Source organism: Serratia sp. CY82433, from assembly GCF_052166535.1.
Taxonomy (GTDB): Bacteria; Pseudomonadota; Gammaproteobacteria; order Enterobacterales; family Enterobacteriaceae; genus Serratia; species Serratia sarumanii.
The window spans coordinates 2,421,709-2,435,045 of the sequence record NZ_JBJNOR010000001.1 but is presented as its reverse complement, the minus strand read 5'-3'; the positions used below and the strand labels follow the sequence as shown (position 1 = coordinate 2,435,045).

The window sequence follows — 13,337 nt, the reverse complement described above, 5'->3', positions numbered from 1 at the left end:
ATCGCCAGGGTGATGCCTGAGAAGAGGTAAACAGTCCGGCGTTCGCGCCGGACTGCGGGTTTCTTGGTTAGACGAGAATATCGGCGGAAGCGTCGACCTGCCCCACGATTTTAACCAGGAAATCAGGCTGGTTATGGCCGGAGAGATTGATCGCCAGATCGGTGACATTCTGCTGCGAGTCATAATTCAGCGCCGCTTCATACAGCGAGCCGCTTAAATTATCGACGAAGTGCAACTCGCCCCCCTCGGCCTTAACCGTCTGGTTGAGCCACGACAGATCGATTTTATCCACCGCCGTTTGGAAATCACGGATCCAGTCCGGCGCGGCGGCCTGGCTGTCGTCGGCTGTGCTGAAGACGAAGGTGTCGGCACCTGCATTGCCCCAGAGCTGATCGGCGCCGTCGGCACCGTAAATGATATCGTTGCCTGCGCCGCCTTTGAGCGTATTGTTCAGTGCGTTGCCCACTAAGATATCGGCGCCGCTGCCGCCGATGATATTTTCAATCTGCGCGCCATAGGCGATGGCGATATTCGCCTTCAATCCGCCCACATCTGAGAATGAGCCTTCGTTAATGTTGATGCGCTGATCTTGGCTGTAGCCCGAAAAATCCAGCGTGTCGTTGCCGCCGGCATCCCAGATAGCCGCCACGATTTTGTCCGTGGACGCCTTAACGCTCAAAAAGTCTCGATCCGTATTCGAGTTGAAACCATAAGTGGTATCACCGGTGCGCGTGGTGGTGTTCGCGCCGTACAGCTTCTGAATGGCGGTAATATCATCCAGCTGCGGCCCCGAGGGCCATACGCCTTTATAGTCGGCGCCGGTGTTTTGTTCACTAAAATAGCTCATCAAAGAGTATTGATGGTCGTCCTCATAATATTTCGCCGAGTTGGTGTAGGTGGGGTAGGTCGCGTTGGAGGCATCATAGTTTCCGGGGTGGGAGAGCCCGAGCGCATGCCCTATTTCATGGGTCAGCGTATCCCTGGCATAGTTATTGGTCTGCGGATTCGAAGCGTCGTAGCCTTTGTTGCCGCTGATCCAGATGGTGCTTTTCAGGTTGTTTTGCGTACTTTCATAGGAGGTGTAATTGCCTCCGCTGGCCGCCTTATAAAAACCAAACTTTATATCAGCACTTTTGGCATCGGTGCCTTTGACTTCGGTGAAGGTGATATTGGCCACGTCTGACCAGGACTGCAATGAAAGCTTGGTTTGGGCCTGTTGGGCGGCGGTAAGCTGTGCGGATCCTGGCTTATCGCTGTCGGTATACACGGGGAAAGAGTAGGTTATTGTTGCCGCATGGTCAGTCACGCCTTTGCCATTGGCGGAATAATGGCTCCTCAGCAACAGATCTGAAACGTCTTCCGTGGCGTATGAAGGCTTGCTGCTTCCCTCGCGATCGCCTCTTTCATAATCGGTTAAATAATCTGAGATTTTATCGGTAGCTAATGACATATCAAACTCCTTTGGACGTTGACAATATTGCACCTAACGCTCTATATGCTCGTACACAGGTTTGAAAATAGGGGGGGGTTATTGGGTTATCATTGGCTTGCCTCCTTGTCTGGCTTGAATATCGCACTCAAGCGGAATATGTCCTTATCATTAATCACGGTGAGGAATTAATGGCGCGCAATGGTTGGCTGAAAACAGTATAGGCATAATTATTTTATTAATGAGTTATTCTTATATGAATCTTTTACATAAGATATGTGTAAAAGGCGCACTTAAATAACCAGGTGGAATTAAATCTTTATTTAATATTACTCTGTAATTGGCTCGTGGAGTTTACGTAACTGATTTATCTTTTTGCTTTTCATTAATTTTCATCTGTGAATAGCGGCGAGTAGCCACCATTGCCGCAATGCATATAGGCGGCTACACGCCGGCGAACGTCATTAATTGAGTAAGGGATTATTAAGGGCGCTCGCGTACACCGATTAACTTGCCTGATAATTAAAAACTGTAGGTGCCCTGCGCCAGGATGAAGTTCATGTTTTTCAGCCCGGCATGCTGCTGCAGGCTGTGGCCGACGTCGAAGTAGACATAGGCCACCTTGAACTGGAGATCGCTGCGCGGCGTCCAGATGGTTTCGACCTGATACTGATTGCCGATAAAGCGCGAGCCCTGCGCGCTGCCCTTTACCGGGCGCATCGGCCCGAGGTAGAAGGCATCCTCGCGGCGTTGCCGCCACAACGCGTCCCAACTGAAGTCGATGGCCAGGGTTTGCCACGGCGTAATCGTGACCGAAGGATGAATTGCGATCAGGTTAGCCGGCGCCACCAGCCCGTTTTCGGTCAGGTAGGGCAGCTTGGGGTACATGGCGTTAAAGGTATTGAGCTGCCCATCGTGACCGTTTTTATCGCCGCTGGCGATGCCAATCTTGCCGCCAAAGCGCGGCTGCCAGCGCCAGTCGCTCATCCTATACCCGGCGTGCGCCGACGCCGACCAGGCGCGGATGTCGCGCTGTTCTGCGCTGCCGAACTGCCAGGCGGCTTCATTATCCCAGTCGAACCCCTGCGCCGCGCCGAAAATGCGCGCGCCGACGGTATAGCGCCGTTCTTGCCCGCTGAGCTGCGCGTAGTGGGCGTCGTTATCCTCAAAGCCAAAGGTGTAGAGATCGAGCGAGGACGCCAGCGCTGCCAGCGGCGTGGTGCCGTACAGCCCCCACACCTTTTGGCTGTTGTCGGTATCGTCGTCGAAACTGCCGGCTTTGAGGGTGACGGGGTGGCCGATAAAGGCGTCGAGGCGGTTCTTATCCTTGGCCCAGCTGGCGCGGATGGCGTCGAAAGAACGACGCACGTTGGGGCCGTCGCGGGTGCCCATCAGGTGCAGCGAACCCAGCGCAATCTCCTGGCGGCCGGCCCGCAGGGTGCCGAGGCCATAGGCGGTGGGCAGTTTTAAGTCCACATAGCCCTGGCCGAGATAGGCATGATCTTCGTCGGTCGGTTTGCGCCCGCGATCGCGCGGCGTGGCCAGTGACGATCCCAACTGGAGATAGGCGCCAAAGTCGTCGCCATAGTCGAGGCGCGCGCCAAGCAGCAGGCGCTGCATGAAGGTGTCGTCGCGTCCGCCGCTCAGATCGCGTTGATCCGTCCATTCATAGCGCTCGCGCAGTGAACCGTCGAAAGACAGGGTGGCCGCATCGCCCAACGGGATGTTTTTCCAGGGGGAAGCGGCGGGTTCCGCCGCCAGGGCGGGGAGCGTGGAGAACAGCAACAGTGCGGGAAGCGTGCGTTTCATTATGGATATCCGAAGAAAAAAGCGCGCCGCAGCGCGCCTTGGGTTTATTTAGCCGTCTGGTGAATTTCGGCGATGTAGCCGCCGGGGAAACGCACCAGCGCCGAGGCGCGGCGCTCCGCCGCCGTCGAACGCCACAGCACCTGCGCGCCGCTGGCCGTCGCTTTGGCCAGCGTGGCCGGCAGATCGTCGACGCCATAGCCGGTGCGCTCATGGCCGAACGGATAAGGCAGATGCCCGTCGGTGACGAAAATGCGCGTTTTGCCGAAGCGCGAGTCCAGTTCGATCTGGCGGATCTTGCCGTTGTTGCTGCGGCCGATCGCCGTATCGCTGACCTGTTCGTCGCTCACCACCGTGGCGTGCGAGAACGCCTGGTAGCTTTTCAGGAAATCGTCGACGCGGTAGGCGGAGAGATACAGGCGGTTTTCCGGCACGCTCAGCAGCGGCTTGTAGTTGGGCGCCTTGGTGTGCCAATAGAGCTGCATGTTGACGCCGCCGGGCCACTGGATCACCGCGTCGCGGCCAATCGGATCGTCGAAAGGCGCAACCTGCACATCGGCGCCGGCGGCTCTGGCCTGGCGGATGGCGGCGTCCATATCCCTGACCAGAAAACCGTTGCGCTCGGTGCCGAACGGGTGTGGGATCGGCGTTTTGAAATCGAACACCGAGAAGCTGCCGGCCGGCGTCAGTATCAGCTGGGAGTAGGTTTCGCTCGGCGTGGGCGTGACGTTGACCAGCACGCGTTCGGTGCTGGTACCGCCGAAGGTTTTCAGGATGCTATCGACAAAGGCATCCATTTTGCCGCGTTCGACGTAGACATGGGTGGTGTCATATTGCGGCCCCACGGCGAGAGACGCCGTATCGGCTGCCCATGATACGGCAGGGAGCAGCAGCGCAAGGGCTGATATCCTCAGCCGACGAGAAGAAATACCGATAATATGTTGCATGATGACCTCCAGGTAGCGGTTATTTTCCTGAGTGAAGCGTGATTTCCTGTGAGCTTTCCCGTCGGCTGAAAAATAAAAACTAAAAACGCAATGCGCGTCGTGAAACATTAAATAAGGGCGAAATTCTGGCGCCTAAGCGAATATCGCGCAGGTGCAGAACCTCTCTTTTTATTGGCATAAAAACGGTGGGGTGCCTTTGCCGGCTAAGCCCGCTGTTGCTAAGGAACGGCGAGGGGCATAAGGCCCGCCTCGCCGCGCGCTGAGGCGAATCGAGGATAATCCATAACGGTGTTCTCCTGGATGGGATATATCGCATTAGCCAGCTGAGTTTACGGTCTTCATTGCCGTCTAAATATAAATACAGCATTAAAAGAATTGCCGCCCATCAAATTTTTATATGACTTGTTGAGTAAATACGAATAAGCGGAAAATAAAATATAACGACGGGCACTGTGGCCGGCGTTGAGCGGAGGCGGTGTTGATCTCGGGAGGAAAAACGGCCTGCCGAAGCAGGCCGTTGCGGGGAGTTTACGCCAGATCGAAACGATCGAGGTTCATCACTTTGTTCCAGGCGGCGACGAAGTCGTGGGCGAACTTCTCCTGCGCGTCGGCACTGCCGTAGACTTCGGCCAGCGCGCGCAGCTGCGCGTGTGAACCGAACACCAGATCGACGCGGGTGCCGGTCCATTTGACCGCGCCGCTGCGGCGATCGCGCCCTTCGAACAGGCCGTCCTCACTCACCGGGTGCCAGGTGGTGCCCATGTCGAGCAGGTTGACGAAGAAGTCGTTGGTCAGCGCCTGCGGCCGCTGGGTGAATACGCCGTGCGGCGTGCCGTCGACGTTGGCGCCGAGTACCCGCAGCCCGCCGACCAGCACCGTCATTTCCGGCGCGGTCAGGGTCAGCAGCTGCGCCTTGTCGACCAGCAGCGTCTCGGCCGGCACGCGGTATTTGCCCTTCAGGAAGTTGCGGAATCCGTCGGCGAGCGGCTCCATCGCCTCGAAGGAGTCCACGTCGGTCTGCTCCTGCGAAGCGTCCATGCGGCCCGGCGCGAACGGCACCGTCAGGGCCAAACCGGCGTTCTTCGCCGCCTGTTCCACGCCTGCGGCGCCGGCCAGTACGATCAGATCCGCCAGCGAGACGCGCTTGCCGCCGGCCTGCGCATCATTGAAGGCGCGTTGGATACTCTCCAGCTTGGCCAGCGTCGCGGCGAGCTGCGCAGGTTGGTTGACCGCCCAGTCTTTTTGCGGCGCCAGGCGAATGCGCGCACCGTTGGCGCCGCCGCGTTTGTCGGAACCGCGGAAGCTCGAAGCGGAAGCCCAGGCGGTGGAGACCAGTGCCGATACCGGCAGACCGGAAGCCAGCACGGCATTTTTCAGCGCGGCGATGTCCTGCTCGTCGATCAGCGGATGATCGACCGCCGGGATCGGATCCTGCCAAATCAGCTCTTCCTGCGGCACTTCCGGGCCGAGGTAGCGAGGGCGCGGCCCCATATCGCGGTGGGTCAGCTTGAACCAGGCGCGGGCGAAGGCGTCGGCCAACTCTTCCGGATGCTCATAGAAGCGGCGCGAAATCTTCTCGTAGGCCGGATCGAAGCGCAGCGAAAGGTCGGTGGTCAGCATGGTCGGGCGGCGTTTCTTGTTCGGATCGAAGGCGTCGGGAATGGTTTCACCGATGTCTTTCGCCACCCACTGGTGCGCGCCGGCCGGGCTTTGGCTCAGTTCCCATTCGTATTCGAACAGGTGGCGGAAGAAATCGTGGTTCCACTGGGTTGGGGTGGTGGTCCAGGTGACTTCCAGGCCGCTGGTGATGGCGTCTTTGCCGACGCCGGTGCCGAAGGTGCTGTGCCAGCCGAGGCCCTGCGACTCCAGCCCGGCCGCTTCCGGATCGGCGCCGACGTTAGACGCCGGACCGGCGCCGTGGGTCTTGCCGAAGGTGTGGCCGCCGGCGATCAGCGCCACGGTTTCTTCGTCGTTCATCGCCATGCGGGCGAAGGTTTCACGGATGTCGCGCGCGGCGGCCACCGGATCGGGGTTGCCGTCCGGGCCTTCCGGGTTGACGTAGATCAGGCCCATCTGCACCGCCGCCAGCGGGTTCTCCAGGTCGCGGTCGCCCGAGTAGCGGCTGTTTGGCCCGCCGCTCAGCTCCAGCCAGATCTTCTCCGAGCCCCAGTAGACGTCGTCCGGCTCCCAGGTGTCGGCACGGCCGCCGGCGTAGCCGAAGGTTTTGAAGCCCATCGATTCCAGCGCCACGTTGCCGGTCAGGATAATCAGGTCGGCCCAGGAGATGTTGCGGCCGTATTTCTGTTTGATTGGCCACAGCAGGCGGCGCGCTTTGTCGAGGCTGACGTTGTCCGGCCAGCTGTTGAGCGGGGCGAAGCGCTGCTGGCCTTCGCCCGCGCCGCCGCGGCCGTCGCCGATGCGGTAGGTGCCGGCGCTGTGCCAGGCCATGCGGATGAACAGGCCGCCGTAGTGGCCGAAGTCCGCCGGCCACCATTCCTGCGAGTCGGTCATCAGGGCGTGCAGATCCTGTTTGACCGCCGCCAGATCGAGACTGTTGAAGGCATCGGCGTAGTTGAAGTCTTTATCCATCGGATCGGACAGGGGGGAGTGCTGATGCAGCGGTTTCAGGCTGAGCTGATTGGGCCACCAATCCTGATTGGTGGGGCCGTTCTGCGGTGCGGGCTGCTTGCCGCCCGAAAACGGGCATTTGCTTTCAGTTGTCATAATGCGCTCTCTGCTTCCGTAAGGGTGCTCCAGCCGCCGGGCGTGGAGCGGTTAACAAGGCATGCGGGTAAGGCCTGCGTCGGGTGTTGCGCTAAATAACTGAACTCAATGGAATCACATCGCCCCGGCCGCTAACGGGCAAAGGGCGACTCATGGCTAAGCTTAGTCAGCGGCGGCGGAGAGATAAAATAGGAATGATTGAATACTGTGATAGCTTGCGGCGATTCATGGCTGTGTTATTGATAGTCAGCGCGGCGCTCTATCGGCGCCGCAGCATCACCTTGAGCACCGCGTCTGCCAGCCTGCCGAACGGCGCGCGCAGCAGATCGGTGAAGCGCCAGCGGCTTTGAATAAAGACGCCTTTGGCGTGGCTCAGCGCCCGGAATCCTTCGACGCCGTGACAGGCCCCCATGCCGCTGGGGCCGATGCCGCCGAACGGCAGATCGTCCTGGGCAAAGTGCAGCAGGGTGGCGTTGACGCTGACGTTGCCGGAGGTGGTGCGCGCCAGCAGCCTGTCCTGCAGCGCGCCGCCTGGGCCAAAGTAGTACAGCGCCAGCGGGCGCGGCCCGGCGTTGATAACGTCGATCGCTTCATCAAAGGCGGCGTAGGTGCGTATCGGCAGCAGCGGCCCGAAGATTTCCTCTTGCATGATCCGGCTGTCGTCGGGGGCGCCGATGATCAGCGTGGGGGCGAGGGTTTTCGGCCGTTCCACCGCCGAGTCCGGGCGGTGGCCCACCGGAACGATCCGTGCGCCCCGCGCCTGGGCGTCGGTGAGCAGATCCTGCAAACGGTGGTAGTGCCTGTCGTTGATGATGGCGCCGTAGTCATGGCTCGTCGGCCCGTCGGGGTAAAACGCTTTGACCGCCGCGTCGTAGAGCGCGATGAAGTTTTCCACATCGTCCTGATGGATCAACAGGTAATCGGGTGCGATGCAGGTTTGGCCCGCGTTCGACAGCTTGCCGAACGCCAGGCTGTTAACGGTTCTGGCTGTGAGCGCGCCGGGCGCCACGACGGCGGGGCTTTTGCCGCCCAGCTCGAGCGTCAAGGGCACCAGATTTTTACCGGCCGCCTGCATGACCTTACGGCCGATCGCCGTGCTGCCGGTGAACACCAGGTGATCGAACGCCAGCTCACTGAACCCGGCCCCGACGTCCGGCCCGCCGGTCACCACGGCGACCTCATCGGCGGGAAACAGCGCCGCCAGCATCGTTTCGATAAGCTGGCTGGTGTGCGGCGTGAGCTCCGAAGGTTTCAACATCACGCGGTTGCCGGCGGCCAGGGCGGTGGCCAGCGGGATGAAGGTCAACGAGAAGGGATAGTTCCACGGCGCCATGACGCCAATCACGCCCTTGGGTTGATACTGCACGTAGGCGCGCCCGGCCTGGTACGGCAGGGCGACGTGGCGGCGTTCCGGCTGCATAAAGCGTTTCAGATTGCGCAGCAGGTAATCGATCGCCTGAACGGTGACCAGAATCTCCAGGATGTCGGTTTCGTAAGGCGAACGGTGGCCGAAGTCTGCGCTGACGGCCGCCGTCAACGCGCCGCGCTGGGCCAAAATGGCGCTCCGCAGGCGGCGCAGGGCGGCCTTGCGCTGAGCGATCGTCGGTGCGCCGTCGCGCAGGAAGGCATGACGTTGGGCGGCAAGCCGTTGCTCCATCGTCATGAGGATGTCATCTCCCTGCACTTGAATTCTCCTGATGCCGAGTGAAAGCGGGAATGCGGTTTGCCGAATCGTGTTTGACCTTAAAGTGAACTTTAAACCTATACTCGTTAAACGATCAACGCAAGATCGTCGGCCAACCGGGATGAGGGAGCCAGAGATCCCGGCGCCGCGCGCAGTATAAACCTTCTTTTTTAACCAAAGTGTAAATGGGAGAAACGACATGGGTTACGTAACGACCAGCGATGGCGTCGAGATTTTCTACAAGGATTGGGGCCCCAAAAACGGCAAGGTTATCTATTTTCACCACGGCTGGCCGCTGTCCAGCGATGACTGGGATGCCCAGATGCTGTTCTTCGTGAACAAAGGGTTCCGCGTGGTTGCGCACGATCGCCGCGGCCACGGCCGCTCCAGCCAGGTGTCGGAAGGGCACGACATGGACCACTACGCCGATGACGTCGCCGCGGTGGTAAAACACCTGGGCGTGCAGGGCGCGATGCACGTGGGCCACTCGACGGGCGGCGGCGAGGTGGTGCGCTATATCGTGCGCCACGGCGAGGACAAGGTATCCAAAGCGGTGCTGATCAGCGCGGTGCCGCCGCTGATGGTAAAAACCGACGCCAATCCGCAGGGCACCCCAAAATCGGTGTTCGATGATTTCCAGGCGCAGCTGGCCGCCAACCGGGCGCAGTTCTATTACGACGTGCCCGCCGGCCCGTTCTACGGCTATAACCGCCCGGGCGCCAAACCGTCGGAGGCGATTATCTGGAACTGGTGGCGCCAGGGCATGATGGGCGGCGCCAAGGCGCACTACGACGGCATCGTCGCCTTCTCGCAGACCGATTTCACCGAAGATCTCAAGAAGATCGCCATTCCGGTGCTGGTGATCCACGGCGACGACGATCAGGTGGTGCCTTATCAGGATTCCGGCGTGCTGTCGGCCAAGCTGGTGCAAAACGGCACGCTCAATACCTATAAGGGCGCGCCGCACGGCATCCCGACCACCCATGCCGATCAGGTCAACGCCGATCTGCTGGCGTTCGTGAACAGCTAAAGACTCAACGCGTCGCGAGCCTCGCCCTTCACCGGGCGGGGCTTTTTATTGGCTGCGGGAGAGCGGATCACCAATGATAGCTGATGCCCATATCGAGCTTGTCCGACGCATCGACGCCGGGCGTGTGCTGCGAAAGGTTATTGAATTCATAGTTAATAAACACCTGCATATTGCTGTTGAGCAACCAGGTGACCCCCAGCTCCTCATAGTTCAATAAGTCCATGTTCCGGCCTGCCCGGGTCTGTATCAAACGGGTATAGCCGATGTTGGGTTGAATATGGTCCGTCAGCCGATATTTGGCGAGCGCTTCATAACTTGACGCCGAACCGCGGTTAGCGGTTTGTTGCGGGCTGATGGCGTTGTCGCTTTGGGTGAACACGGCCGCAAGATAGATTTTTTTCGACGCATAGAGAGCTCCTTCAGCCAGCGTATCGATGCGCCGGCGATAGCCGGCGGCGCGTTGTTGCCGCTGCGTGGTTTGAGACGCCGAGGCGGCGGCGATGAGGCTGAGCGTCGGCGTCAGCGCATAACGGAAGGAGAGGCCGAATCCGTTGCCGTTTTGTTTGCCCGGCGTTTGCCGGTCGTCGCCGTCTTTGAACTGATATTGCAACGCGAGTGCGGCGCGCCGCTGAAACAGGCTGAAGGGGCGGCGGTAAGTGAGCAGGTTACGCGCCCGGCCGCGCATAAAATTGTCGATGTAGTTGTAGGCCATCTCTCTAAACAGCGGAGAGCGATCGGTCAGGGCGGTCACATCATAGAGCACGCCCCAATTGCGGCCGATATCGAGGCTGCCGAAGGTTGCGTTTTGCACCCCAATATAGGCGAGTCGGGTGCTGTTGCGAGTCGCGTCGGCGAAGCTGACGGTATATTCCCAGTGGGCGTAGGCCCGCCAGCGCGGCGCGATCTTTTTTTTGCCTATCAGGCCGAAATAGAGGTAGCTGCGGTCGCCGTCGTCGCGCGCGTTTTGGCCGCTGTAGCGTCTGGCGATAATCGTGCCGTAGAAATTCAGGCTGTTTTGCTGCGACCCCGTCAACGACACGGCGAAGGCGCCGCGTGGTAATAGGGCCAGCAGGGGGAAAAGCATGCCCGCCGAAAAATAACGCGGATTGCATTTTATCATGATGACACCGTCCCTGTGCGCGGCAAGCCCGTGAGCTTGCCGCCTCGGCGAAGCTTAAGCGTGCGTTTCGCGTTTAAAGTAGCTGACGATCCCCTGAGCGATCGCCGTGGCAATTTTATTGCGGAATGCGGGGGTGCCGAGCAGCCTTTCTTCCTCAGGGTTGGTGATGAAAGAGGTTTCCACCAACACGGAAGGAATATACGGGGATTTTAAGACCACGAAGGCCGCCTGTTCGGTATTTTTGGCATGCAGGTGATGAATGGGCGCAATATGTTGAATCAGGTGCGAGCCCAGCGTCAGGCTTTCTTTGATCGTTTCCGTCTGCTCCAAATCAAACAGTATCTTCTGCAAATAGCGGTCTTTCTTGATGACGTTAGGGCCGGCGAGATCGTCCGCCGCGTTTTCACTGTTCGATAAGTATTTCGCCATCGCGCTGCTGGCGCCTTTATTGGAAAGCGCAAAGACCGAAGCGCCGCAGGCGCTGGGGCAGGTAAAACCGTCGGCGTGGATGGACATGAAAAGATCCGCACCGTGCCGGTGCGCGATCTCCACCCGATCGTAAAGCGGAATAAAAACGTCGCTGTCGCGCGTCAGGCGGGCATCGATGCCGTGTCGATCGAGCTGTGCACGCACATTTTTGGCGATCGCCAGAACGACATGTTTTTCCAGCGAACCGGTGTGGCCAATGGCACCGGAGTCGATGCCGCCATGACCGGGATCCAACATGACCAGGAATCTTTTTCGCGCCCCCTGAGGTTTGGGGCGCGGCAGGCCGTGGGCGTGAGCCAGCGGGGAAACGGCGCCGTTCAGCGTCAGGGCCGCCAGCCCTGCCAACATCATTCTGCGGCGAGATAACCGGGTGTTCAAAAGGTCCGTCTTAGCCATAAGGTTAACCAGCATAAAAGGAAAGGGTGTTTTTGTTATAACATAACAATTTCACGCACCAGCGGGGTTGTCTGTTAGCGGCTGTTACTTTTAATGTCATTCCTTAAATTCACTGGTTTTTTATACTGCATTTATTTTGTTTATTGAATATTCGTATTGCTATTAATTTGTTTTGTATTTGTTAATTCTTATTTTGACATACTATTTAATCTAATATTTCAAATGAGATTTATTCTCCTCTTTAATTGATATGTTATAACGTAATTACTAAAACGGATAAAAAACGGGGTCTTTGCCGCCGGCATGAAGTCACTCACGTTTTTGGAGCGTTAACATGACTTTTAAACACCAGGAAAAAGAGACATTAAATATATTCGCCGTTCTCGCCGTCTCGTTAAGCACGGTTATCGCCATGCTCGACAGTACCATCGCCAACGTGGCGCTGCCGGTGATCGCCAAAGATTTCGGCGTTTCCGAATCGGCCTCCATCATGATTATTAATGCCTACCAGTTTGCCGTCGTCGCCTCTTTGATGCCCTTCGCGGCGCTGGGCCGCGCGGTGGGCAATAAAAAAATCTTTATGGCCGGGGTGGTGCTGTTCGCTTTTTCATCCTTGGGCTGCGCGCTGTCCACGACGCTGGAGATGCTGACGGCATTCAGGGTGATACAGGGCTTCGGCGCGGCGGCGGTGCTCAGCGTCAATGCGGCGCTGATCAAGGAGATATACCCGGAAAGGCTGCTTGGGCGCGGCCTGGGCATAAACGTGATGGTGGTGTCGGTTTCCGCCGCCGCCGGGCCATCCATCGCCTCGGCGATACTTTCTCAAACGAGCTGGAACTGGCTGTTTACCATTAATGTTCCCATCGCCTGCCTGTCGCTGCTGCTGAGCGTGATATTCCTGGGTTCCCGCGAGCGGCGCAGCGTTGGGTTCGACAGCGGGGGCGCCCTGTTGGTGTTTGTGCTGTTTATCGCTTTCTCGCTCAGCACCATGAGCATGACCACTCACCATCTGCCGGCGGCGGCGCTGAGCTTTGCGGTATTCGCCGGGCTGGCCGGGTTGCTGTACATCAATCAAAAAAGAAAGGCTGACGCCGCGCTGATCCCGATCGCGATGCTGCATAACCCGACGCTGTCATTGTCTTTGCTGATGTCGATGCTGTCCTACAGCACCCAGCTTTTGGCCTATGTTTCGCTGCCTTTTTATTTTCACAACGTTCTGCAAAGAAACGTGGTGGAAATCGGTCTGTTGCTGACCGCCTGGCCGCTGGCCACCATGGCGTCTTCGCTGATTTCCGGCGATTTGGCCAAGAAGTACGATCCCAATCTTGTTGCCCTCTCGGGCCTTGCCTGTCTGCTGGCAGGCATGCTGCTGATGGCCAATCTGCCGAGCGATCCGTCGAATGGGGCGATCGTATGGCGCGTGGCGCTGTGCGGCATCGGTTTCGGCCTGTTTCAATCACCGAACAACCTGTTGATCATGACCTCGGTCTCCCATGAAAACAGCAGCATCGCCAGCGGCCTGTTGGGCAGTTCCCGGCTGATTGGGCAAATCGTCGGTTCGGCGTTGGTGGCGATTTTCTTCAACATGCGGGGCGCGCAAGCGACGAACATCAGTTTAATGGCGGGGGCGGCATTCTCGTTCCTTTCTCTGGTCGTGAGCTATATGCGCTTCAAGTCCGCCGTTACGTTAAAAACCAGCAAATAGAAGCACG

Annotated in this window: 9 protein-coding genes; 2 read left to right on the top strand and 7 right to left on the bottom strand. The window is 58.7% G+C overall.

Annotated elements, in window-relative coordinates; genetic code table 11:
* Window positions 1-67 precede the first annotated feature (67 nt).
* From ACJ8PI_RS11845 to ACJ8PI_RS11825, 5 genes are all read right to left on the bottom strand, one after another.
* Window positions 68-1,450: a serralysin family metalloprotease gene (locus ACJ8PI_RS11845; protein ID WP_049233595.1), complete on the bottom strand. Its 1,383-nt coding sequence runs from the start codon at window positions 1,448-1,450 to the stop codon at window positions 68-70.
* A 501-nt stretch (window positions 1,451-1,951) separates the two neighbouring features.
* Window positions 1,952-3,238: an alginate export family protein gene (locus tag ACJ8PI_RS11840; RefSeq protein ID WP_194243211.1), complete on the bottom strand. Its 1,287-nt coding sequence runs from the start codon at window positions 3,236-3,238 to the stop codon at window positions 1,952-1,954.
* Between the two features lie 44 nt (window positions 3,239-3,282).
* Entirely contained in the window at window positions 3,283-4,080 is a 798-nt protein-coding gene (locus tag ACJ8PI_RS11835) for a glyoxalase (protein ID WP_197791519.1), read from the bottom strand.
* 630 nt (window positions 4,081-4,710) lie between these two features.
* Entirely contained in the window at window positions 4,711-6,906 is a 2,196-nt protein-coding gene (gene katG / locus ACJ8PI_RS11830; protein WP_106024951.1) for a catalase/peroxidase HPI, read from the bottom strand.
* Window positions 6,907-7,165: 259 nt separating this feature from the next.
* Window positions 7,166-8,569, bottom strand: a complete 1,404-nt coding sequence (locus tag ACJ8PI_RS11825; RefSeq protein ID WP_164134749.1) for a coniferyl aldehyde dehydrogenase — start codon at window positions 8,567-8,569, stop codon at window positions 7,166-7,168.
* A gap of 220 nt (window positions 8,570-8,789) precedes the next feature.
* Here ACJ8PI_RS11825 and ACJ8PI_RS11820 point away from each other — a divergent pair, with 220 nt between their 5' ends.
* Window positions 8,790-9,620, top strand: coding sequence for an alpha/beta fold hydrolase (locus ACJ8PI_RS11820; protein WP_033647942.1), 831 nt, complete (start codon window positions 8,790-8,792; stop codon window positions 9,618-9,620).
* A gap of 67 nt (window positions 9,621-9,687) precedes the next feature.
* Here the strand turns inward: ACJ8PI_RS11820 and ACJ8PI_RS11815 are convergent, their stop codons facing one another.
* The gene (locus ACJ8PI_RS11815; protein WP_049211357.1) at window positions 9,688-10,740 is read right to left on the bottom strand and encodes a porin; all 1,053 of its coding nucleotides are present in this window, start codon (window positions 10,738-10,740) and stop codon (window positions 9,688-9,690) included.
* A gap of 54 nt (window positions 10,741-10,794) precedes the next feature.
* Window positions 10,795-11,625: an N-acetylmuramoyl-L-alanine amidase AmiA gene (gene amiA / locus ACJ8PI_RS11810; RefSeq protein ID WP_049195279.1), complete on the bottom strand. Its 831-nt coding sequence runs from the start codon at window positions 11,623-11,625 to the stop codon at window positions 10,795-10,797.
* A 334-nt stretch (window positions 11,626-11,959) separates the two neighbouring features.
* On the opposite strand from amiA, the gene ACJ8PI_RS11805 reads away from it, so the two are divergent.
* Window positions 11,960-13,330, top strand: coding sequence for an MFS transporter (locus ACJ8PI_RS11805; protein WP_033654931.1), 1,371 nt, complete (start codon window positions 11,960-11,962; stop codon window positions 13,328-13,330).
* Window positions 13,331-13,337 lie beyond the last annotated feature (7 nt).

Bases quoted from the DNA above. Each gene is read 5' to 3' on its own strand.
- ACJ8PI_RS11845 (WP_049233595.1), bottom strand. From the start codon at position 1,450: ATGTCATTAGCTACCGATAAAATCTCAGATTATTTAACCGATTATGAA.
- ACJ8PI_RS11825 (WP_164134749.1), bottom strand. From the start codon at position 8,569: ATGACGATGGAGCAACGGCTTGCCGCCCAACGTCATGCCTTCCTGCGC.
- ACJ8PI_RS11820 (WP_033647942.1), top strand. From the start codon at position 8,790: ATGGGTTACGTAACGACCAGCGATGGCGTCGAGATTTTCTACAAGGAT.
- katG (WP_106024951.1), bottom strand. From the start codon at position 6,906: ATGACAACTGAAAGCAAATGCCCGTTTTCGGGCGGCAAGCAGCCCGCA.
- ACJ8PI_RS11840 (WP_194243211.1), bottom strand. From the start codon at position 3,238: ATGAAACGCACGCTTCCCGCACTGTTGCTGTTCTCCACGCTCCCCGCC.
- ACJ8PI_RS11805 (WP_033654931.1), top strand. From the start codon at position 11,960: ATGACTTTTAAACACCAGGAAAAAGAGACATTAAATATATTCGCCGTT.
- amiA (WP_049195279.1), bottom strand. From the start codon at position 11,625: ATGGCTAAGACGGACCTTTTGAACACCCGGTTATCTCGCCGCAGAATG.
- ACJ8PI_RS11815 (WP_049211357.1), bottom strand. From the start codon at position 10,740: ATGATAAAATGCAATCCGCGTTATTTTTCGGCGGGCATGCTTTTCCCC.